At 46.0% G+C, this 21,248-nt stretch carries 19 protein-coding genes; 12 read left to right on the top strand and 7 right to left on the bottom strand.

Features of this window, described 5'->3' with window-relative positions:
* Positions 1-99 precede the first annotated feature (99 nt).
* Positions 100-318, bottom strand: a complete 219-nt coding sequence (locus QUA71_RS14105) for a helix-turn-helix domain-containing protein (protein ID WP_006632503.1) — start codon at positions 316-318, stop codon at positions 100-102.
* A 166-nt stretch (positions 319-484) separates the two neighbouring features.
* On the opposite strand from QUA71_RS14105, the gene QUA71_RS14100 reads away from it, so the two are divergent.
* A complete protein-coding gene (locus QUA71_RS14100; protein WP_190657791.1) occupies positions 485-955 on the top strand; it encodes a hypothetical protein in 471 nt (156 codons plus the stop codon).
* Positions 956-1,059: 104 nt separating this feature from the next.
* On the opposite strand, the gene QUA71_RS14095 is transcribed toward QUA71_RS14100, so the two are convergent.
* From QUA71_RS14095 to QUA71_RS14085, 3 genes are all read right to left on the bottom strand, one after another.
* Positions 1,060-2,448 carry a UDP-glucose/GDP-mannose dehydrogenase family protein gene (locus tag QUA71_RS14095; protein WP_333285789.1) on the bottom strand — a complete coding sequence of 463 codons (1,389 nt, stop codon included), beginning with the start codon at positions 2,446-2,448 and terminating at the stop codon, positions 1,060-1,062.
* 127 nt (positions 2,449-2,575) lie between these two features.
* Positions 2,576-3,514 (bottom strand): UDP-glucuronic acid decarboxylase family protein, encoded by a 939-nt coding sequence (locus QUA71_RS14090; RefSeq protein WP_006632506.1) that lies wholly within the window; start codon positions 3,512-3,514, stop codon positions 2,576-2,578.
* A gap of 873 nt (positions 3,515-4,387) precedes the next feature.
* Positions 4,388-4,915 (bottom strand): helix-turn-helix domain-containing protein, encoded by a 528-nt coding sequence (locus QUA71_RS14085; RefSeq protein ID WP_333285786.1) that lies wholly within the window; start codon positions 4,913-4,915, stop codon positions 4,388-4,390.
* A gap of 164 nt (positions 4,916-5,079) precedes the next feature.
* Between QUA71_RS14085 and QUA71_RS14080 the strand changes: the two genes are divergently transcribed.
* Both QUA71_RS14080 and QUA71_RS14075 read left to right on the top strand, forming a co-directional pair.
* Entirely contained in the window at positions 5,080-6,054 is a 975-nt protein-coding gene (locus tag QUA71_RS14080) for a hypothetical protein (RefSeq protein WP_333285784.1), read from the top strand.
* Positions 6,055-6,065: 11 nt separating this feature from the next.
* Positions 6,066-6,470 carry a hypothetical protein gene (locus tag QUA71_RS14075; RefSeq protein WP_333285782.1) on the top strand — a complete coding sequence of 135 codons (405 nt, stop codon included), beginning with the start codon at positions 6,066-6,068 and terminating at the stop codon, positions 6,468-6,470.
* Positions 6,471-6,603: 133 nt separating this feature from the next.
* Here the strand turns inward: QUA71_RS14075 and QUA71_RS14070 are convergent, their stop codons facing one another.
* Positions 6,604-6,864, bottom strand: coding sequence for a hypothetical protein (locus tag QUA71_RS14070; RefSeq protein WP_333285780.1), 261 nt, complete (start codon positions 6,862-6,864; stop codon positions 6,604-6,606).
* A gap of 63 nt (positions 6,865-6,927) precedes the next feature.
* Between QUA71_RS14070 and QUA71_RS14065 the strand changes: the two genes are divergently transcribed.
* The 3 genes from QUA71_RS14065 to QUA71_RS14055 all read left to right on the top strand — a co-directional run bounded on the left by QUA71_RS14065 (position 6,928) and on the right by QUA71_RS14055 (position 8,145).
* Positions 6,928-7,158 carry a ribbon-helix-helix domain-containing protein gene (locus QUA71_RS14065; RefSeq protein WP_333285778.1) on the top strand — a complete coding sequence of 77 codons (231 nt, stop codon included), beginning with the start codon at positions 6,928-6,930 and terminating at the stop codon, positions 7,156-7,158.
* A gap of 83 nt (positions 7,159-7,241) precedes the next feature.
* Positions 7,242-7,580 carry a nucleotidyltransferase domain-containing protein gene (locus QUA71_RS14060; RefSeq protein ID WP_333285775.1) on the top strand — a complete coding sequence of 113 codons (339 nt, stop codon included), beginning with the start codon at positions 7,242-7,244 and terminating at the stop codon, positions 7,578-7,580.
* The gene (locus QUA71_RS14055; RefSeq protein WP_333285773.1) at positions 7,564-8,145 is read left to right on the top strand and encodes a DUF5958 family protein; all 582 of its coding nucleotides are present in this window, start codon (positions 7,564-7,566) and stop codon (positions 8,143-8,145) included. Before QUA71_RS14060 ends, QUA71_RS14055 begins: the two co-directional genes overlap by 17 nt.
* A gap of 803 nt (positions 8,146-8,948) precedes the next feature.
* Here QUA71_RS14055 and lepA read toward each other — a convergent pair.
* Positions 8,949-10,763, bottom strand: a complete 1,815-nt coding sequence (gene lepA, locus QUA71_RS14050) for a translation elongation factor 4 (RefSeq protein WP_006632512.1) — start codon at positions 10,761-10,763, stop codon at positions 8,949-8,951.
* A 328-nt stretch (positions 10,764-11,091) separates the two neighbouring features.
* Between lepA and QUA71_RS14045 the strand changes: the two genes are divergently transcribed.
* The 3 genes from QUA71_RS14045 to QUA71_RS14035 all read left to right on the top strand — a co-directional run bounded on the left by QUA71_RS14045 (position 11,092) and on the right by QUA71_RS14035 (position 15,337).
* Positions 11,092-11,319: a type II toxin-antitoxin system CcdA family antitoxin gene (locus tag QUA71_RS14045; RefSeq protein ID WP_006632513.1), complete on the top strand. Its 228-nt coding sequence runs from the start codon at positions 11,092-11,094 to the stop codon at positions 11,317-11,319.
* A 560-nt stretch (positions 11,320-11,879) separates the two neighbouring features.
* Complete coding sequence (locus QUA71_RS14040; protein WP_333285770.1) at positions 11,880-13,778, top strand: ATP-binding protein; 1,899 nt, start codon at positions 11,880-11,882, stop codon at positions 13,776-13,778.
* Between the two features lie 749 nt (positions 13,779-14,527).
* Positions 14,528-15,337, top strand: coding sequence for a GAF domain-containing protein (locus QUA71_RS14035; protein ID WP_333285768.1), 810 nt, complete (start codon positions 14,528-14,530; stop codon positions 15,335-15,337).
* A gap of 307 nt (positions 15,338-15,644) precedes the next feature.
* On the opposite strand, the gene QUA71_RS14030 is transcribed toward QUA71_RS14035, so the two are convergent.
* A complete protein-coding gene (locus QUA71_RS14030) occupies positions 15,645-17,183 on the bottom strand; it encodes a PAS domain S-box protein (protein ID WP_333285766.1) in 1,539 nt (512 codons plus the stop codon).
* Positions 17,184-17,503: 320 nt separating this feature from the next.
* Between QUA71_RS14030 and QUA71_RS14025 the strand changes: the two genes are divergently transcribed.
* The 3 genes from QUA71_RS14025 (at position 17,504) to QUA71_RS14015 (ending at position 21,132) form a co-directional block, all read left to right on the top strand.
* Complete coding sequence (locus QUA71_RS14025) at positions 17,504-18,154, top strand: DUF3386 domain-containing protein (protein ID WP_190655567.1); 651 nt, start codon at positions 17,504-17,506, stop codon at positions 18,152-18,154.
* 279 nt (positions 18,155-18,433) lie between these two features.
* A complete protein-coding gene (locus QUA71_RS14020) occupies positions 18,434-18,670 on the top strand; it encodes a NifU family protein (RefSeq protein WP_006632519.1) in 237 nt (78 codons plus the stop codon).
* A gap of 215 nt (positions 18,671-18,885) precedes the next feature.
* Positions 18,886-21,132, top strand: a complete 2,247-nt coding sequence (locus QUA71_RS14015) for a glycoside hydrolase (RefSeq protein WP_333285806.1) — start codon at positions 18,886-18,888, stop codon at positions 21,130-21,132.
* Positions 21,133-21,248: the final 116 nt, after the last annotated feature.

The following is a 21,248-nucleotide window of genomic DNA, read 5'->3' as shown; positions in this document are numbered from 1 at the left end:
GGTTGATGGCATCTTTGAATTAGTATTGTAGGTTAAAGAATTTGTTCGCATCTGCCTTTGGTCGATCGCTCAAACATTGAATTTAGGCAAAACTTTCCACTATTTTTCGAGGATTACCACGAAATCCTCAATCATCACATCAAAAGTTCGAGCCAGCTTGTGGACTGCTGCAAAGTCAACCATTGCCATCCCCTGAGAACGGGCATAATTGCTAATCGTACTGTAGCCCACGCCCGATCGCTCCGCAACTTCCTTGAGCGTCCATCCCTTCTCGGCAGCCAACTCTCGAACCCGCAATCTGACTAAGCCTTTGCTCATATTCACTATTTACAAAATTTTGGATTTAGTATAATATATCAAAAAGCGATCGCCCCCGGTCTGCAAACTAAAGACGATCGCCAGTTAAAATTAATCCCGACAGATAATTTCTGTCGATCGCACTTAGCAGAGATAGATTTAGCTACCACCACCAGATGCAACTACAATGATATCAGAAAATCAGCTAAGATCGTCAGCGATCGGCGCATCAAAAATTATTCACAAATCGTCGATCGTCAATCCGCGATCGAGATTTGTCACCGAAGAAACAGTGGCACTCTTATTCAACATATCAGCCGAACAGATATACCGGATCGAATGCTGCCACTGCATGGTATACGTTCACGCCCAAGGAATCAGCAGGTTTGTCAGCTACGCCGATTTCCCCCCAATCTTAGAAGTAAAACGGCCCTGCGCTCAAGATTTTGTCGGATGGTACAAACGCTGGAAACGCACACAAGCACCAGAATTTTGGACTAAATTCTATACGTATAACTTCAAAGCCGCTGTTTCAGTTGACAGCTTGCTTGAGTGGGGCAAATTAGTAGCTACAGTTAAATCGGTAATTTCTGCCTCAGCACTGCAACAGCTACGAGATGTTTACGCCCAAGAAAAAGCCTTGATGGAGAATTTTTAAAGCAGTCGGGGCGAGTAAACCCGCGATTGTTGGCCACCAGCAAGATAAATGTAAGGTGCGCGAGGCGCACCCTACGAAATAGAGATTTTACTCAAAACTTTTCTTTACCTTCCAATACCCAAATATTGGAAACCAGCAGCTTCTAAAGCCTTCTTGTCTAAGAAATTGCGGCCATCAATCATCACCGGATGATTCATCAACTTCGCCATTTTCTCGTAATCTAAAGTGCGGAACTGTTCCCAGTCAGTCACCAACACCAAAGCATCGCAACCGTCGGCCAGTCTTTCCGGATCGGTTTCTACCAAAACTCCCGACAAACCGTGACGCATCCCTGTTTGAGAAACAATCGGATCGTAAGCTTTAACTTTCGCTCCCAACCGATTCAAATTGTCGATTAAATTCAGCGCTGGAGCATCCCGCAAATCGTCAGTATCCGGCTTGAAAGTCAAACCCAAAAGTCCGACAGTTTTTCCTTTGAGAATCTTCAAAACTTGCTGCAACTTTTCAATAGCAATCAACCGCTGGCGTTCGTTTACTTCCACTGCCGCTTTCAGCAAATGCGCCTCGTAACCGTAATCCTCGGCAGTATGAACTAAAGCTGAGACATCTTTCGGGAAACAAGAACCGCCCCAACCAATGCCAGCTTGCAGAAACTTGCTACCAATCCGCGAATCTAAACCGATACCTTTCGATATTTGGGTAATATCTGCACCGACGCGATCGCAAATATTAGCAACTTCATTAATAAAGCTAATCTTCGTAGCCAAAAAAGCATTAGCTGCGTACTTAATCATCTCCGCTGAACTGATATCAGTCATCACCACAGGAACCTCCGGCAAAGACGGATTTTCTGCAAACTTGCGATCGACAATCGGCCGGTATAACTGTAGCATCATATCCATAGCCCGCCGAGAGTTGCTGCCGAGAACAATGCGATCGGGATTAAAAGTATCGAAAACAGCACAGCCCTCGCGCAAAAACTCCGGGTTGCTAACTACATCAAATACCACACCTTTTTTTGCGGCTACTTCCTCACCCGTAGCCATATCATTGGTGTGAGCTTTTTGACGTTCCGCCAAACCGTCGAGAACAATCCTCCGCACCCAGTCCCCGGAACCGATGGGCACCGTAGATTTATTGACAATGACTTTGTAATCGCCCTCGAGGTGAGCTCCAATTCCGCGAGCAACCGCTTCCACGTAGCGAGTATCGCTTTCCCCAGTAGGCAAAGGAGGCGTCCCCACGGCAATAAACAAAATGTCCCCGTGAGCCACTCCGGCTGCTAAATCAGAAGTAAATTCTAGATTGCCAGATTCAGATGCAGAAGACATTAATTCAGACAGTCCGGGCTCAAAAATTGGCGAGTGTCCCGACTTCATTAATTTAACTTTTTCTTCGTTGTTGTCTACGCAAATCACGTGGTGGCCGATGTGGGCCAAGCAAGTGCCGGTGACTAAACCAACGTATCCTGTACCGATGACGCAAACGTGCATACAAATGTCCTCAAAGTTAGTAAAAAAATCAGATGGCAATCGGGAATTGGGAATTGGGAATGGGGAATTGGGAATAAGGAAGATTTTTTCCCTGCCCCACTCTCCCAGTCTCCCCTTCTCTCAGTCTCTACTTTTGGTTGCCCTCAATGCGATCGCGAAAATCTTTCACAGTCAACTCTAAACCTTGATCCAGCGGCACAGTTGGCTCCCACCCCAACCAAGTTTTAGCACGAGTAATATCCGGTTGTCGCTGTTTGGGATCGTCTTCCGGTAGCGGTTTAAAGATAATTTCTGCCCCTGGATTAATCATATTTTGAATTTTTTCTGCCAGTTCTAAAATAGTGTATTCGCCGGGATTCCCCAAATTCATCGGCCCGATTTGGTCGCTATTCATCAAACGAATAAATCCTTCCACCAAATCAGAAACGTAGCAAAAACTCCGTGTTTGGGAACCGTCGCCGTATACTGTCAGCGGTTGATTCCGCAAAGCTTGAGCAATAAAATTGCTCACTACTCTGCCGTCATTTTCCAACATCCGAGGGCCGTAGGTATTGAAGATTCGCACAACTCGAATGTCTACCCCATTTTGACGGTGGTAATCAAAAGATAAGGTTTCAGCTACTCGCTTCCCTTCGTCATAGCAACTGCGAATTCCGATACAATTAACGTTGCCGCGATAATCTTCTGTTTGTGGATGTACGTCAGGATCTCCGTACACTTCGGAAGTGGAAGCCAGAAAGAATCTTGCTTTCACCCGTTTAGCCAGCCCCAGCATATTCATCGTGCCGATGACGTTGGTTTTAATAGTCTTGACAGGGTTGTACTGATAGTGTATCGGGGAAGCGGGACAGGCCAGATGGTAAATCTGATCTACCTCTAACCGAATCGGTTCCGTGATGTCGTGGCGGATTAGCTCAAAATACGGGTTGTCCAGCCATTTGAGGATATTGCGTTTAGTCCCGGTGTAAAAATTATCCAGGCATACTACCTCATGTCCTTGGGCCATTAAGCGATCGATTAGGTGGGAACCGAGGAAACCCGCACCGCCTGTGACTAAAATTCTCATTGTGGAAACTGCCGTTCTGTTTAGGGGTAGGACTGGGGTACAAAAATTCAGTTGAGTGAATGAAACTTACTAATAGAATAACAAAATTGCGAGCGACAATGTAAAGACTTATGGGTCACTTTTATAAAATCTTTAATTAACTTAGCATTTTCAAATACTTGGAACAAAGTGCTATATTTCGCCAATCTCAGTAGCAATTTTTATTTAAGCTTTAATATTTCCGAAAAAACACTGTTGACAATAGTTTTTTTATTTGTTATTGGTTATTTGATGACTTCGGTTGGAGGTTGGGCGATGCCCTAGGGGATAGCTGCGCTTCACGGGCTTATGTGAAAAAACCAGGGTCGATTTATCTCAAAAGCAATAGGAGAGAAATTAGGTCGATTTCGGGAATAGAATGTCCGCAACTTTCAGCCCAGCGTTGCACCCGTTCAAGTGCATTTTCTGGAGATTGCAGCCCGAACTAAATCAGGTTGATTGTCTAGCCTTGAGTTTTACAGTTTCTCAAGAATCGACCAAAGTTACGATCGGCTAAAGTTGTCTCGAAGGCGGAATCGGTGCCAGATTATGATAAAGTCCGCAGTCTTTGTATTATTAAGCGTCCTGCGAGGATAGCAACTGAGTCTGGATTGAATGGGGACATTCGGGCGGCGCATCTGCATTGACATATTCAAAACGTTCTAAAAAATTGGGTAATAATTTCCGAAAAACTGTAGTTTTACTTTAACCGTAAGGCTCACCAATAATATAAAGATTCGGCATAATAGTAATATTAATGTTATCGCTGAAGTTGTTGCTTTAGTCTGTAAGGGCGATCGCCCTTCCTGATTTTAGTCGCTTCACCCTACCAATCTGTTGAATTGTGGCAAAATTTTAGTTACCGTTGTTATCGTTGATGTCTAGATTTTGTATGGAGAGTTCTGAAGGTAGCGGTACAGTTATTTGTAGGTATACACCAATTTTTATTTGATTATTCTCAAAAGTTATATTAGTTACATTGACTTTACTATTTTCAGATAAACCGTCTTGAATAGGGAATTTAGCAGATGGCTTAGTTTTATATCCAGCATCCTCAAGCCATTCAGCAATATTTCTCCAATTTTCTATTTTTTCAACGCCTTTACCCACCAGACTTTTGACGTACTTATATAAGGTAGCGCATAGGTCAGTTTCAACTCCCTTGGGGTTCTTTTGGCGTTTTTCCGCTATTTCTCCGGGACTATGACCGCACAGAAGCCCCCGCAGGTGAAGCTTTTCCATTGGGGTGAGGCGTTTTCCCTTGGCTGAGGCCAGGTCTGCGTAGAGGTTTTCTAAGTCCCAGTGGTTTGCGGCTTCGGTAAATTGCTCGTCGGCTGGCGGCATAGCGGAGTGGGGTGAAAATTCCTGATATAAGTCTAACATAATTACTGATGAGTGTAAGATAAAAGCTATGGTTAATTAGATTATTATAAGTAGAATATCCCGATCTACGTGCAATGAGTCAAAATGACGAGAGAGCTAGCTTGAAGTAGCTAATGACTAGACTCATTGAGCATTGCTGAATCATTAGTTTTGAGGAAAATTTTATGATTTTTATAATCCCGATTATTTTGGGTGCTGCTGCTATAGCTGCTTCCGCTCTTGGCATTGGAGCTGGTATTGCAGGTGTTTCCGACATGAACGATGCAAAGAAAATGGGCAAGAGCGCTCAAGAACAGCATGAACGTGCTTGCAATCGTTTGAAAAACGAATGGGAATGCACTCAAAATATCGCAGAAGAGTACGGTCAACTGCAACTAAATATCAAAATTCGTACAATTGGGCGATTTGTCAAATTTATTGAGCGTATTGGTCAGCGTGGTTCTCTAAGCGACAAGCAGTTTTTGGAGGGATTAGAAGGCATTTCTATTCAGCAGATTAATGAGTACAAAGCTGCGGCTTTAGAAGCAGAACAATTTGTCAAAGGTGGTTTTAAAGCTGCTGGGGCAGCAGTAGCGGCAGGTCAAGGTGCAGTTGGCTTGATCGGACTGTTTGGGACAGCAAGTACCGGCACTGCGATCGCTGGGCTCAGCGGTGCAGCAGCTTGGAATGCGACTCTTGCATGGCTGGGAGGTGGTTCTCTGGCTGCTGGTGGCGGTGGCATGGCAGTTGGTACAGTTGTAGTTGGAGGTATTATGGTTGGTCCAGCCTTGGCAATTGGTGGCTTCATGCTTGCTGGTGAAGGTGAAAAAGCTTTGACAAAAGCACGAGAATATGAAGCCAAGGTCTATACAGAAATCGCTAAAATTGATGCTGCTAAAGACTTTTTGGAAAGAGTCCATCGACGGATTGATGAACTTAACTATGTGGTGAATAACTTGAACTCTCGTGCTGTTCTCGGACTTAACGAACTTGAATCCCAGGCATTCGAGCGAAATCAAAATGCAGATGTGCGTAAGTTGCAACAGGTAGCGCTTCTGGTAAAATCGCTTGCAGAAATTATGAAGACCCCTGTCTTAGATAGCGAAGGAAACCTCAACCCTGCGACTGCTAAAATCCAAGCTAAATACGGTACTATTTGAGGCAAGTTGACATGATAGCAAAAGAAGTTTCGCGAGGCATCTCAAAAATCACCAGTCCTGCTGAATGCTTAGAGGAACTTGTCTCAGCGTACACTGAGTACAAGATGGTGGCAGAGCAGGAGCAGACTAAACGGCGTGAAATTGATGCATGGGAGAAAACAACCATCGCTCAGATTAAAGCCCACAGCGATTGGATGATGGAGTACCTCGATCGCTCATTTGATGAGCGTGCAGAAAATTTTCGCGATCTTTTTAGCGTAGTGGATTCGGCAATAGCTAGTGGCAATAATGAACAGTTAGCATTAGCTTTACATTCAATTACAGAAATAGCTAAGTCGAGTCCTTTCAAAGACCTTGCAAACTTAGCATCAGTAAAAGCTGCACTTAATGAGCCAGACCATGAATGGGTGTTTTGATTCACCTTTATGAGTGTGGGTTGCCCCTTCACCTATCCCCTTAAATTGAAAAGCGATCGCCCTTAATCTCCAAAAGTGCGATCGCCGTCGATAATTTGACAGTTAACTTATCAAAAACCCTCCCTCAAAAAAGTTATCCTCGGCGAGAGGGTAAATCAAACACCACTTCAAATCGGAGGTTAGGTACTCGTTGCCGAAACAACTGAAGATGTCCCTCCGCATCCGATCGGCTGCGATAGCGACCGACGATCGCCCATTGCAAAGTGGGAAGCAAGCGGGCAACTGCCCACGGCTTCAAATATCCTTCGTATTTCATAATAGAGGAGTCTCCATTGCTAAACGGAGCCAGAGCCAGCGCAGAAACTTGGTCGGTGGATGCGCTGGCTTCTGACATTACCCATAAAAATAACATAAAGTAAGCATTAGTGTGCATAAGTAAGCATAAAGCTGACTGTGGATGCACGACCTGGACGGGCGAGGTGGCACAATAAGGGAAACTTCCAACAGATTGCAAGGCATGAGCGACAGCGAGCGGATTTCAGTGGTTTTGCCAACACAGGCTAAAAAGGATCTCGAAAAGTTGTGCGATCTCGAAAAGCGATCGATCTCCAACTTTGTCTACCTTCTGATTCAAGAGGCGATCGACAAAGCAAAAGCATCCGGCAAGCTCAAATTAACAGATGACTGAAACTAAAACTTGATTTATCGTGCTTAAATTTTAAATCGAGAAGTGCGAAAAAACTCGCCTACTGCAATGCTAATATTTCTTAAATGAGAGGTGTAAAAACATGGCAAGAAGCAGGCATATCTCCAGAAGATGCCAGGAGAATTCAGAATGCAGCCGATCGCACAAAACAAACCATCATAGTTGTGGGCAGTCGAGCAAACGGGACAAGTACGCCAACTTCTGACTGGGACTATATAATGTTAGGTAACTCTCGCCAGCGGCATTCCGCTCGCAGTTCCGTCCCTCGCGGTACAAGTGGCGGCGAAATTAATAGTTCAGGTCGAGAAACGGGAATCGATATTTTTACTGGCCCCCTCATCTCAGGAGAACCTCACGTTATATTTGAGCCAGACTTAGGAGAGGCAAATGAATCTAGCCGATGAAATTAGAATCAATCAAATTCAACAAGAATTAATTAGCCACGAAGATGCAAAAAACTGGTTTTTAAGCTTCCCAACCGAATACCAGCAGGAAATATTACAGCGGCTATCCTACATGACCCTCCAAGCAGGGGCGCGAGAAGAAGATGTTTCCCTAGCAATTGCTAAATCAAAACTTCGCCCAACTTACACCCCTTGTGTGTTGCTGAGTAGAGGGCGATTAAAAGAACAAATGGCAAAGCTTTTGAAACTGCCGCCCTCAGAATCTATCAAAACCTTTTTCCTGTTAATGAGTTTATTGGCAATTGCCGATGCGCGCAGGTACTGCAAATATTGTCAAGATGGCTGTAGCCACTGGTGGCATCGCGATTTGAGCGATCGCAAAGTTGTAGATGAAATTCGGCGCGAGTTGCAACAAAGCATTTACTCACCCATTTCTAACTTTCCCAAAACAATTAAACTTTCTAAATCTTCCTTCAGGGGGCGACCAGCGCCCCTGAACCCTTACAGGCCTAAGTTTTCGCGCGATCGCAGAGAGCAAAAAAATTTCGGCTTATTGACAAAATAATCTCAAGATTGAAAAAGTACCCAGTTGTGATAAAAAAGAAGGGTCTCGCTAATATCACAAGACCCCAATCAATAAAATGTTACCCTCATTCTATCACTCCCTACTGGAAAAATACCTAACCCCAACACAATTACTTACTCTTAAAATGTTGGTATGGTTGTTACAGACTTAAAAAGAAGTCAGAATAGAACGATTAGCGACCACCCTGCAATTACCGATCTTACAAAGTAGTCGCCGCCGCCACATACAACGATTTCTAAAGATTAAAGCGCTCAGCATACTTGTGCTGTGGTTTCCAATTGTCAAAGAGGTAATAGCCCGTCAGATCACAGCGGGGAGTCTAATTAGTCATTGCATTGGATAGAACCCAATGGAAAGAGTATAATGTGTTGATGGTAAGTGCGATCGTTCAAAAAAGAGCATGTCCCATATTCTGGACGCTGTTAGATAAACATGGAGCTTCTAATTCGGTCGAACAGCAACAAGTGTATAGAGCAACCGCTCTAGCCTCGTTGTCGCCCCCTGAAAAATCTTCCACAGCATCAGGAAAGAAATTCAGAAACTCTCGACTGCTGCCGCTACCGGGACGACATCTACGCAGTGCAATTTCAATGTAAAGTTTTCGCCTTTGTTCGGGAAGCTTTAGATTTAACATGATTATATAACATTTCGATAATTATACCCGACATTTTACACCATTTTAATTTAAGCCTTTTAGGGACGGGCATCTTGCCCGTCCCACAATAAAACTCACTCTTTGTGGAACAGGCATCTTGCCTGTTCCTGACAAAATGCCACACAGATTACGAATCCCGATCGAGCTTCAGCACAGCCATAAAAGCCTCCTGCGGCACATCCACAGTACCCACAGACTTCATCCGCTTCTTACCCTTCGCCTGCTTTTGCAGCAACTTTTTCTTCCGCGAAATATCACCGCCGTAACACTTCGCCAACACATCCTTCCGCAAAGCCGGAATGTGCTCGGAAGCAATCACCTTCGCGCCAATTGTTGCTTGAATCGGCACCTTAAATTGATGACGAGGAATCAACTCCTTGAGTTTTTCCGTCAACCCGCGGCCCACATTGTAAGCCTTATCCCGGTGTACGATCATCGCCAAAGCGTCAACCGGATCGCCATTAATTAAAATGTCCATTTTCACCAACGGATTTTCGCGATAACCGATGAGGTGATACTCCATGCTCGCATAACCGCGCGATCGCGATTTCATCTGGTCGAAAAAGTCCGTCACCACCTCCGCCAAAGGCAACTCGTAAACCAGCGTAGTTCGGCCTTGACTCAGATATTTCATATCCATAAAAATGCCCCGCCGACTTTGAGACAGTTCCATCAGCGCGCCCACATAAGTTTCCGGCGACAGCATTTCTACCCGCACATAAGGTTCCTCAATTTTCTCGCGATACTGAGGATCTGGCAAGTGGCTGGGATTGTCAATTGTTAACACTTCCCCTTTAATTGTTGTGATTTGATAAACCACAGAAGGAGCCGTAACAATCAAATCCAAATTGTATTCTCTCTCCAGTCTTTCTTGCACAATTTCCATGTGCAGCAAACCCAAGAAACCGCAGCGGAAACCAAATCCCATCGCACTCGAAGTTTCCGGTTCGTAAGAAAGCGCCGCATCGTTGAGTTCGAGTTTTTCTAAAGCTTCCCGCAAATCGGGAAATTGGTCAGCATCGATCGGGAACAAGCCGCAAAAAACCATCGGTTTTGCTTCTGTATAACCCGGCCAAGGCTCCGGTGCCGGCTTTTTGACCAAAGTAATCGTATCGCCGACGCGAGCATCAGCTACGGCTTTAATTGCCGCGCCCAGATAACCAACTTCCCCGGCGTGCAGTTCGTCTACTTGAACTTGAGTCGGTGAAAGGATGCCCAATTCATCGATGACATATTCCTTACCCGAAACCATCAACAAAACTCGATCGCCCTTTTTGACACTTCCGTCCATCACCCGGAAATACACAATTACCCCGCGATAAGGGTCGTAATAACTGTCAAAAATTAGCGCCCTGAGCGGTTTGTCAACAGTATCCTGCGGCGGTGGCACCAATTCGACGATCGACTCCAAAATCTCATCTATACCAATTCCTTCCTTAGCCGAAGCCTCAATCGCCCCGCTACAGTCCAGACCGATAATTTCTTCAATTTCCCCTTTTACCCGTTCCGGTTCTGCCCCCGGCAGGTCAATTTTATTTAAAACTGGAATAATTTCCAAATTGTTTCCCAAGGCAAGGTAGACATTTGCCAGGGTTTGTGCTTCCACGCCTTGAGATGCGTCTACCACCAGCAGCGCCCCTTCGCAAGCAGCGAGCGATCGCGACACCTCGTAAGAAAAGTCCACGTGTCCAGGAGTGTCGATCAGATTCAGCACGTACTCCTGACCGTCCTTGGCAGTGTAATTCATCCGAGCCGCTTGCAGCTTGATCGTAATGCCGCGTTCGCGTTCGAGATCCATATTGTCTAAAAACTGCTCCTTCATCTCCCGTGCCTGCACAGTCCCAGTCGCCTGCAACAGGCGATCGGCCAAGGTCGATTTTCCGTGGTCGATGTGAGCAATAATCGAAAAATTACGAATGCGAGATACAGGGACGTTAGTCATGTTTTTTATCGAAGAGCTAATCGGCAAAGGATACTTTTTGTTGTATGATCACACAAGCAAGAGTAGAGTGCTTACTTCAACCTCTTACTGGGGATTGAGATGAAACCACAACTGAGGCAAACCTCAAGAGTATCAGTTATTAGCCTTTCAAGTGTCCAAACGAGCCCGGACACCCAAAAGGAAAAAACTTTTCTCTCTCTCATTGTACAGAAAGCGGTTAAGCGGTTGAGGAAAGGTTGGGTGCAAATCAGGGACTTCCAATATCTAGTCCAGTCGGTTGTCATCAAAAGAATTGAAACTTAAGAATTAAAACTAGGATTTTTAAACTATGAGCGAATCAAGAATACCTTCCCACAGTTCGTCAGAAAAAGTCGAACTGTCCATCCATATCGATTCTGAACTGCTAGACCAAATTAAGCACTTGACGAATGACCCCAGCAAAGTCATTGAAACAGCAATCAAGCAGTGGCTCAGAGGCGAGCGCCGCGAAGACGAACTGGCTCTGGGTTTGCGTCGCAACCCGCCAGTCCCGCCCCGCGGTGAGTGGAACGACTGAGGTGCTCTCGCCCCAGACGGCGCGCGCAAATCTGCAGGCTGTAAAATTTAGATCGCGCGGGCGATCTCCTGCAGATTTCGTGGCTAAAGCTACAGGTGGTGGGCGAGTGAACTCGGCTAAATCACAACCTCGGAACTATTCTAGGTGAGGGAAAAAATGCGTGAGCCATTCCCTGATTAGAGTTGTTCGCAGCCTCATATTTTGGCGTAATTTTCACACTAGATAGTTAATCGGTGCAGATTCCTAATTTCTCAATCTTAATTTTTATCTTTAAATTACCCAAAACGACTGAGAACGAATAGTTTTGAGTTGTGAGTTGAGTTCAAAATTAAAGAATTAATATTTGATGAGTTCATTAATCACTCAAAAGTCAACAGTAGAAGTCTAAAACTTTTGCAAATTGTGAGTTTTGAGCTATTAATGTTTTAATTAAAAAGCCAACAACTTTTTAATTAATAACTCACAAATTAACAGTAGAAGCCCCAAAAAATGGGTAGTATTGAGTTCTTTATTAAAAACTCAATACTCCAAAATCCGAACTACTTTCATCCCCTACTCTGATGGACTCTAACACAGATTTCCGGCGATCGAGCCTCGCCTCTACAGTTTTTTTTCAAGAGTTAGGGGCAGAATTAGTATTTACCCAAGACGCCTCTGGTCGATATCTATCTTTTTACTGGCAAAAAGCCGAGCAGTACAACCTTACAGCAGAACAAATTGTCGATCGCCCTCTCAGCGAAACCCTGCAACCCCTCGTCCCTGCGCCTTATCTCGATATCCTGCGGCGGGTACTCGAAACCCTCGTACCGCAAAGGTTCAGCTATCCATTTTGCCACGCCGGACAATATTTTCTCTTCGATATGACACTCACTCCGGTGATCGACTCAAACGGCAAAGCTGCAAAAGTCTTAGTTATGGGAAGGCTGCTGTCTGACAAACCCACAGACAGACGGCCCGACTCCCCAGAATTCATGCTCTATCGAGCTTTGCCGTCCCCTTGGGACGCCCGCCAACTAATGTCGCTTCCAGCGAGCCGTATCCCCGGTCGTCGATCGCTCCCTGCCTACTCGGAAATCGACCGTAAAGTCATCTCCCAAATCGCACAAAACCTGCACAAAACCCTCGATTTAGACACAATTTGGCAGCAAACTGTTAACAGCTTGGGTCAAGTTTTGAACGCGAGTCGCTGCATCATCTGTTCCTACAAAAAAGACAGCGAAAATCTCGAAACCTCCCCCTTCCTTGCCTCGGAAAATCAGCAAAAATCGACCGCAGCAGCCGAATTACAACACTCAATAGCTAGCGACCCCTCGCCCCCGCTTTCCCCAGCTCAAATCGAAAATCTTCAATCGAAAACTTTTAAAGTAGTAGCTGAGTACCGCCAAGAAGCTTACTCTTCTATGCTGGGATTAGAACTGCGCGCAGCCGAACAGCCAGGGTGGATTCAAACTTTAGCCACCTTAAAACCAGTAGCAGTCGATTACGCTTCCCCCGCCACCGATCCCTTCCACCGCCATTCCGTACTCGTAGCAGCTACCTCCTATGAAGACCAACCCAATGCACTGATATGTTTGCACCGCTGCGGCAGTTCCCCGAAATGGAGTCATGTCGAACTCGAATTCGCCCGCGAGTTAGTCGCTCAAGTCGGCAGTGCGATCGCCCACGCTACACTTTACCAAGAATTAGAACAGGCCCGCGCCGAAGCCGTCGCCCTTTCCCAACTTAAAAGTCAATTTCTTGCTAATACTTCTCATGAACTCCGCACCCCCCTCAACGGCATCCTCGGCTTCCTAAAACTGCTTGTGGACGGCATGGCAGATGACCCCGAAGAAGCGCACCAATTTATCGAAGAAGCTTACCGATCGGCAGTACATTTGTTCAATGTGATTAACGATATTTTGGATATCGCTAAAATCGAAGCTGGCAAAATGGAGTTAGACCTCGCTCCCGTCAAACTCGGCGAACTCTTGCAGCAAGTTGAGAATTTTACGCGGGTTCAGGTGCAGCAAAAAGGATTGCAATTTCAAATCCAAAAACCCCCTGTGGAGGACGACATTATTGTGTACGGCAACTACCAACGCCTGCTTCAGGTAATCTTGAACCTCACGGGAAATGCTATTAAATTTACCGGGGAAGGGGGAATTCGCATCAGTGCCGAGGTTATTAAGAAAAAGGTGACTGTTCACAACCAGCAATTCCCCGGAATGGTGAAAATCAGAGTTGCTGATACTGGCATTGGCGTTTCTCTCGACAAGCAGGATAAATTATTTGAGTCGTTTTTTCAGGTAGACGGCGCTCGTACCAGGCAATACGGCGGCACTGGTTTGGGATTGGCTATTTCTCAAAAACTGGTAGAAGCAATGGGGGGTACAGTAAATTTTTACAGTATGGGGGAAGGACTGGGAGCGACTGTTACTTTTACGGTGCCGCTTTATCAAGAACCACTATTTAAAAATTAATCATCGGCCGTCAATCATCGGTAATCGATTATCTGGACGTTGAAGGAATCAGCAAGAAGCAAGAAGCAAGAGGGAATCAGGAATCAGGAAAAAAACAGCTATAGCGGTTCTAAACTTTCGTGAGGTACTCGCCAGCTTTCTTACCAATTACCAATTACCAATTACCAAACTGTACGTTACTTATAAAAATCGCTATATTCGTGTATCCGTGAGTTCCGTTTCGTGAATAAAGGTCATCGATAATTGATAATTATCTTACAACACAGTTCGATCGTCCCTGTATCAATTTTAACTTTTCTCCATCGCCAATCTCCCTCCTTGGGAGCTTGCAACTGAGATCGATCCCCCCTGCCACTTCCGACCCCACCCAGAATTCGCATCAATGGAATCCGGGCTACGGATAACAAAGCTCATCTTTATTTGTGGCCGGGATCTCACAGATCCGAGTAAAGCCGCGCACACCGCCAGCTTTACAAAAACTTAATGCCAGCTTATACGACTAATTCAGCTTCTCAACCCCCTACTGTAAACGATTATTAAGCATACTGGACGCTCTCAGTTCTCTGGGAAAATCATAAAGATCTTGTAAAGACACCGAAACTACTTAGTAATGTTTGACGGCGTGTGGGAAAATTTAAGTAGAATTACGTAATCCCTAAGTCGGCCAGCGGCAGACTGGCAAATTCAGTAATTCCTGCTCTGTTGGCGGAATGGTAAACTTTTGCCAGTCTATTAGAAAAAGGGTTGCTATGAATCAGCAAATATCAGCTCAATCGCAAAAACTTTTACTCCAAATTGGCAGAAAGATTCGTCGAACCTTGGATCTCGATAGCATCTGGCAGCAAACAGTTAACAGTCTGGGAGAAACACTAGGCGTCAGCCGCTGCATCATTTGTCCCTATGAAAGTTCTAGCCTGCAAGTCAAAGTAGCTGCTGAATACTGCCAAGAACCATTTTTACCCATGCTGGGAATGGAAATCTCCCTCACAGCAGCACCTCATTTCATTCAAGCTCTAGCCACCCTCGAACCGGTGGTAGTAGAGTCCTTTGCAGCCAATGACCCTTGTGGGCCGCAGTCGCTGCTAGTGGTGGCTACCGCTTATCAACAGCAAGCTAACGGCATAATTAGCTTGCATCAGTCCAAGGGCCGATCGTCGCGCAAGGGTAAGACCGATCGACCTTGGACTCAATCGCAGATCGAATTCGCACAAGAACTTGCCGAGCAAGTAGGAAGTGCGATCGCCCTCGCCACCCTCTACCAGGAGCGCAGCAAGCGAGTACAAGGACTATCCCAGCTCAAAAAGCAATTTTTGTTGAAGGCGTCCCACGAGCTCCGCACTCCCCTAAATCACATCATCGGTTATCTACAACTAACCATAGACGATCAAGCTGACGATCCGATAGAGGAGAGAGATTTTATCCAAGAAGCTCACCGTTCGGCTATCCACCTTTCTAAGGTAATTTCCAATATCTTAGATTACATTGAGTTAAGTGAAGCTTGCCAAACTCACGCAGAGTTAGCCACTTTCAGGAGTCAGGAAAAACCTGGGCATCAGTAAACCTTCTAGTGGCGTATTTAACAAGTCTAATATTTACCGCGCCAACAAGTTTTACACTGGAAAAAGCTGACACTTTATCGATAGATTCCCTCACTAAATTCGGTAGCTGGTTCATCAATTATTTTTAGGGAATTATAGTTTTACACAGTACAGAATAGCAACTACTACACGTACTAGCCCGGTGTATTTATCATGTTATGTCTGCTGGAACGACTTCCCTCAAATACGTTATTTGACCGGAAAGGATATTGCAAGCATAAGATTGCACTTTCGCACTTTTAATGATTTTAACTTGTGCTTGATAGAATTACCCACTGCCCTTTTTTTTCGGAGTTTTTGGAGGGCTGACATAGCGCGCCCAAAAAGGTTCCTCCATATCTTTCATCGCTGCTAGTTTTTGGCGCTCTTCCTCTATGCGCTTGCGTTCTGAAAGATCGGAAAAGATGTTGATACTGCCGACAGTCTGGCCGCCCGGATCTCGCACGCGTGCGGCCCAAAGCCAAACATCGATCGAACTACCGTCTTTTTTCAACAAAGATATTTCCAAACCGTTTTGCGGTTGGCCATTAGACGCAGACTTTAGCAGCGCGTAAAAATCTTGCTTTTGGCCTTCAGGAATATTCGGTAAAGGTTTCCCTAAAACCTCAGCCGCAGTCCAGCCAAAAAGTTGTTCGGCGGCGCGGTTCCAAACAACGGTATTGCCGTCATTGCTGGTACAGTTAATCGCCAGCGGCGCCGATGCTATCTGGGCTTGCAAAACTTGGTTAACGAGTTGCAGTTTCAATTCTACTTGCTTGCGATCGGTAATTTCCTGACAAGCGCCCCACAAACGGACAACCCGCTCAGCAGTTTTGTCCCACACCACTTGCCAGTAGTCCCGCACCCAGCGCACCTCGCCTTTTTGATTAATAATGCGATACTCATTAGCTCCAGTGCGGCTGAAATTACAGCCTTCTAACTGTTTAATTAACATTTCCCTGTCGTCGGGATGAACGAGTTCCGAGTTCCACCAACCAAACGATTCTAATTCTTCAGGAACGATCCCGGTGCAGCGCTCAAAAGCTTCTGTCGCCCACTCGCAGGCGAACTTGCCGTCGGGCAGTCCCTTAAAAGAATAGGCAAAATCCGAAGTAATTTGCGACATAACTCTGTAGTGGAGTTCCGACTCTCGGACGGCAATTTCCGCTTGCTTTCGTTCCCCTATTTCCCGCGAATTAATTATAATTCCCTGCACGCTAGAATCGTAAAGCAAACTGTTACCTATCGACTCCATGTAGATCCAAGAACCGTCAGCGTGGCGTTTCCGATATTCGATTGCCCCCCCAATTCCTGGAGATTCTAACAACTTACCAAAATACGTCTGCCAAGCCAGCAAATCGTCGGGATGGATTAACTCGCCGTGAAATTTGCCAATTCTTTCTTCTGGGTTGTAACCCAAAAGCCGCTGTAGGGCTCCGCTGTGGTATCGAACTCGCCCGTCCGAGCCAACAATGCTAATTAGATCGGGAGAATTACGCAGCATAGTTTGCAGTTTGGCTTCACTTTTAGTTAATGCTTGAGTGTCCCTGCGATGCTGGCTGATTTGTTTTTCCAACTGCTCCCGTAGCTGTCTGATTTGCCCTACTTGCTGGGCTACAGTGCGTTCCAATAGGCGATTATTTTTTTCAATTTCAACCAGCTTTGCCGCGTTATTTGTGGCGCTTTCAAACAAGCGGCTGCCTGCCACTTCCTGTAAAGAATTTGATAAATCTTCCAAAATTTTTGTGAAAATTGCCTGTTGCGGGTGTGGCAATTCCCTAGCTTGTTCCTGCAATGTTTCTAAGTGTTTGTAGACAGTTTCTAGCATTTTATTAAGGGGGGAATCTAATAGTTGCCTGCGGGTGCAACCCCTAAAAAGCGGACACAAGTTTTTTCAACATAACCCATAACTAAGACTGGTGTCTGGCTTGCGACCCATCGCGCTCTCAATAACCAGGCATTTTGTGACTTTATTTTCAAATCATAGCAACCGATAGAGAAAGTAAATTCTTGTTGCGTCCTAATTGCCAGCCCAGCAGCACCCCCAACAAGTGCTCGCCAGGAGTGCGGGTAACTCCCCTACCCAGTGAATGTGGGGCTTCTCGCGGTTAAGCTAAACTAGATGGGTGTCAAGAGAAAGAGGGATTTATGACAGAGCAAGCCAACGCTCGCGATTTGTTTCGCGCTGCTTACGAACACCGCTATACCTGGGATGCCAATTTTCCCGGTTACAGTGCGGATATTGAACTCAAACAGGGCGACGAAGTATATACGGGTCATGTTTCCATCAAACCCGACATGAGCGTGGAAGTCAGCGGCATTGAAGATGAGGAAGTGCAGCAAAGCGTCTACACCCAAATGCGCGATATTGTCACCCACCGCAAACGCTCGACATTTGAAAAATCTCACGGCAAAAATAGCTTTACCCTGGGCGAGAAGGACAGCACCGACGCTGTGGACATCTTGGTGCAAGGCGACTCAATGGGCTCGAATTATAAAATCCGAGGTCTCTCAATTTGTCAAGTCAGCCGGGTGATGGGCCGCATGGCTTTCGTAATTGACACGCACAAAAGCTTAGAGACACCCGAAGGTTCTTTGGCAACCCACTACGATGCCGTTTTCCGCAACCCCCAAACCGACGAAATCATCAAAGAACTCGAATTTGAAGATACCTTTGACAAGATAGGCGACTATTATGTCATGACCAAGCAAGTGGTTCGAGCCAAAGAAAAAGGTCAACAGACAACAACCGAGTTCAACTACTCCAACGTCAAACTGCTAGAACCAGCAGTAGTGTAGCGCGATCGAAAACCCAATTTCTTAAATAAAACGGGTTTTTTTGGATAAGGTATCAGAATCAACTTGATTTGGCAGCAAGTAAGGCTACGATCGAACGAGAGAGCGAACTCAGATCGAGCATCAGCGTGACAGAAACCGGGTTTCCTGCCGCGGGCTCACCTGAGTGCCTAAGTATTTTATCAAAAAACCCGGTTTCTTAAATCCCCACGGGTTGAGAATGCTGTCCTTGAGTCAAATCGAACTTTCATCAACTGCAAGAAATCATCACAGAGGCGAAATATGACACTAGCACTAACCAGAGATAACGTCGAAACAGTTCTCGATGAAATGCGCCCCTACCTGATATCCGACGGTGGCAACGTCGAACTCGTAGAAATTGACGGCCCAGTGGTACACCTGAGACTGCAAGGAGCTTGTGGCTCTTGCCCGAGTTCCACAATGACTCTGAGAATGGGGATTGAACGTCGCCTGCGCGAGGCTATCCCAGAAATTGCCGAAGTCGAACAGGTAATGTAATTAGTCAGTGGGCAATTGGCAGTTGGCAGTTGACTGTTGACGTTTGACAGTTGACTGTTGACTGTTACCAATTACCAGTTGACGGTTGACAGTTGACAGTTGACAGTTGACTGTTGACTGTTACCAATTACCAACATTTAATTGCCAATTACCAATTACCAAATTTAATTACCAATTACCAATTACCAATTACCAATTACCAATTACCAAATTCAATGTCTCACCCCCTTTATGTAGCCTTCATTTGGCACCAACACCAACCGCTCTACAAATCCCGAGTATCAGGTAGCGCAGGAGCAGCCCAGTACCGACTGCCTTGGGTGCGCTTGCACGGAGTCAAAGACTACTTGGATTTAGTGCTAATGCTGGCAAAATATCCTAAACTGCATCAAACCGTAAACTTGGTTCCCTCCTTGATTTTGCAGATAGAAGACTGCATCGCAGACCGAGCATTAGACCCTTACTTGGCGGTGACATTAAAGCCAGCAGAAACTTTAAATATCGAAGAACAAGAGTTCATTTTAGAACACTTCTTTGACGCCAATTACCACACCCTGATTCACCCACACCCCCGCTACGCTCAACTCTACATTCAGCGGCAGGAAAAAGGCATTCAGTGGTGTTTGGAAAACTGGAAATTGCAGGATTTTAGCGACTTGTTGGCCTGGCACAATTTAGCTTGGATTGACCCGCTGTTTTGGGACGACCCCGAGATTGCAGGGTGGCTGAAACAAGGACAAAATTTTAGTTTGGTAGACAGAAAAAACATCTACTCAAAACAAAAAGAAATCCTCGCTCGCATCATTCCCCAGCACCGTAAAATGCAAGCTGAGGGACAGTTGGAAGTCTCCACAACCCCCTACACACACCCGATTTTACCGCTGCTTGCCGACACCAACGGCGGCCGCATAGCCATTCCAAACATGACCCTGCCACAACACAGGTTTCAGTGGGAAGAAGATATTCCCCGACACCTGAGAAAAGCCTGGGAAATGTATGAAGATCGGTTTGATTGCCAACCGCGCGGTTTGTGGCCGTCGGAACAAGCAGTCAGCCCGGAAATTTTGCCCTACATTGCCAAACAAGGCTTTAAATGGATAGTCTCGGACGAAGCAGTATTGGGGTGGACAATTAAACACTTTTTCAACCGCGACGCGACAGGGAATGTCTACGAACCAGAATTCTTATATCGCCCTTACCGTTTAGAAACTCCTGACGGTGATTTAGCTATAGTATTTAGAGACCACAGATTGTCCGACTTGATCGGGTTTACCTACGGTTCGATGGAACCGGAAAAAGCAGCATCAGATTTAGTGGGACACTTAGAAGCGATCGGCCGAACTCTCAAACACCGACAACCCGACGGTCAAACCGCTTTAGAAAATCCCTGGTTAGTTACGATCGCCCTAGACGGCGAAAATTGCTGGGAATTCTATCCCCAAGACGGCAAACCTTTCTTAGAATCCCTCTATCAAACTCTCAGCGATAATCCAGATATAAAATTAGTCACAGTCTCGGAATTTCTCGACAAATTCCCAGCAACCGAAACAATTCCCGCAGCCCAACTTCACACCGGTTCCTGGGTAGACGGTTCTCTGACCACTTGGATCGGCGATCCGGCGAAAAATCGCGCTTGGGACTTGTTAGGGCCCGCGAGACAAATGCTGGCCAACCATCCAGAGGCTACAGAAGAAAGCAACCCAGAAGCTTGGGAAGCGCTTTACGCTGCCGAAGGTTCCGACTGGTTCTGGTGGTTTGGCGAAGGCCACACGTCGAACCAAGATGCCATGTTCGACCAGCTATTTCGGGAACACGTAGCGGGAATTTACGAAGCTCTCGGCGAGCCCGTACCCCCAGAAGTGCGACGGCAAGTAGAGGTGCACGAGGTTCAAGGCGACCACCTGCCGCTGAGCTTTATTCACCCGGTGATTGACGGTATCGGCAACGAACAGGATTGGGACAAAGCCGGCCGGATTGAAGTTGGGGGAGCAAGGGGTACGATGCACCGGAGTTCGGCAATTCAGCGCCTTTGGTACGGGGTTGACCACTTGAATTTTTACATTCGTGCCGACTTCAAGGTAGGGGTGCGGCCGGGAATTGATTGCCCGCAGCAGTTAAATTTGTTCTGGTTTTATCCCGATCGCACGATGCACAACAGTCTGATTCCGCTGTCGGGTTTGCCTGACCAAGCACCGCTAAACTATCGATACCACCATCAGTTAGAGATTAATTTGCTGACGAAATCAATTTGGTTTCAGGAAGCAGGAGAGGGCGATGAGTGGCAGCCTCGCATCAGCCGGGCTCAAGTGGGAGTCGATAAATGTTTGGAGGTAGCAGTGCCCTGGGCTGATTTGCAGATTATGCCAGACTGGCAGGTGAGGCTGATTGCGGTTTTATCGGAAGGGGATTGTTACTCTAGCTGTATGCCGGAAGATGCTTTAATTGAGATCGGAATGCCGTAAAAAGTCATTAGTCATCAGTCTTTAGTCATTAGTCTGTAGGGGCGGGTTTAACAAACAAAATAGAACAGCAAACCCAAATACATATAAACCCGCCCCCCTAACTAAATTAGTCAACA

It is taken from the genome of Microcoleus sp. MON1_C5 (assembly GCF_036701875.1).
Taxonomy (GTDB): domain Bacteria; phylum Cyanobacteriota; class Cyanobacteriia; order Cyanobacteriales; family Microcoleaceae; genus Microcoleus.
The sequence above is the reverse complement of the archived record's forward strand: the minus strand, read 5'-3'. Positions and strand labels throughout refer to the sequence as shown.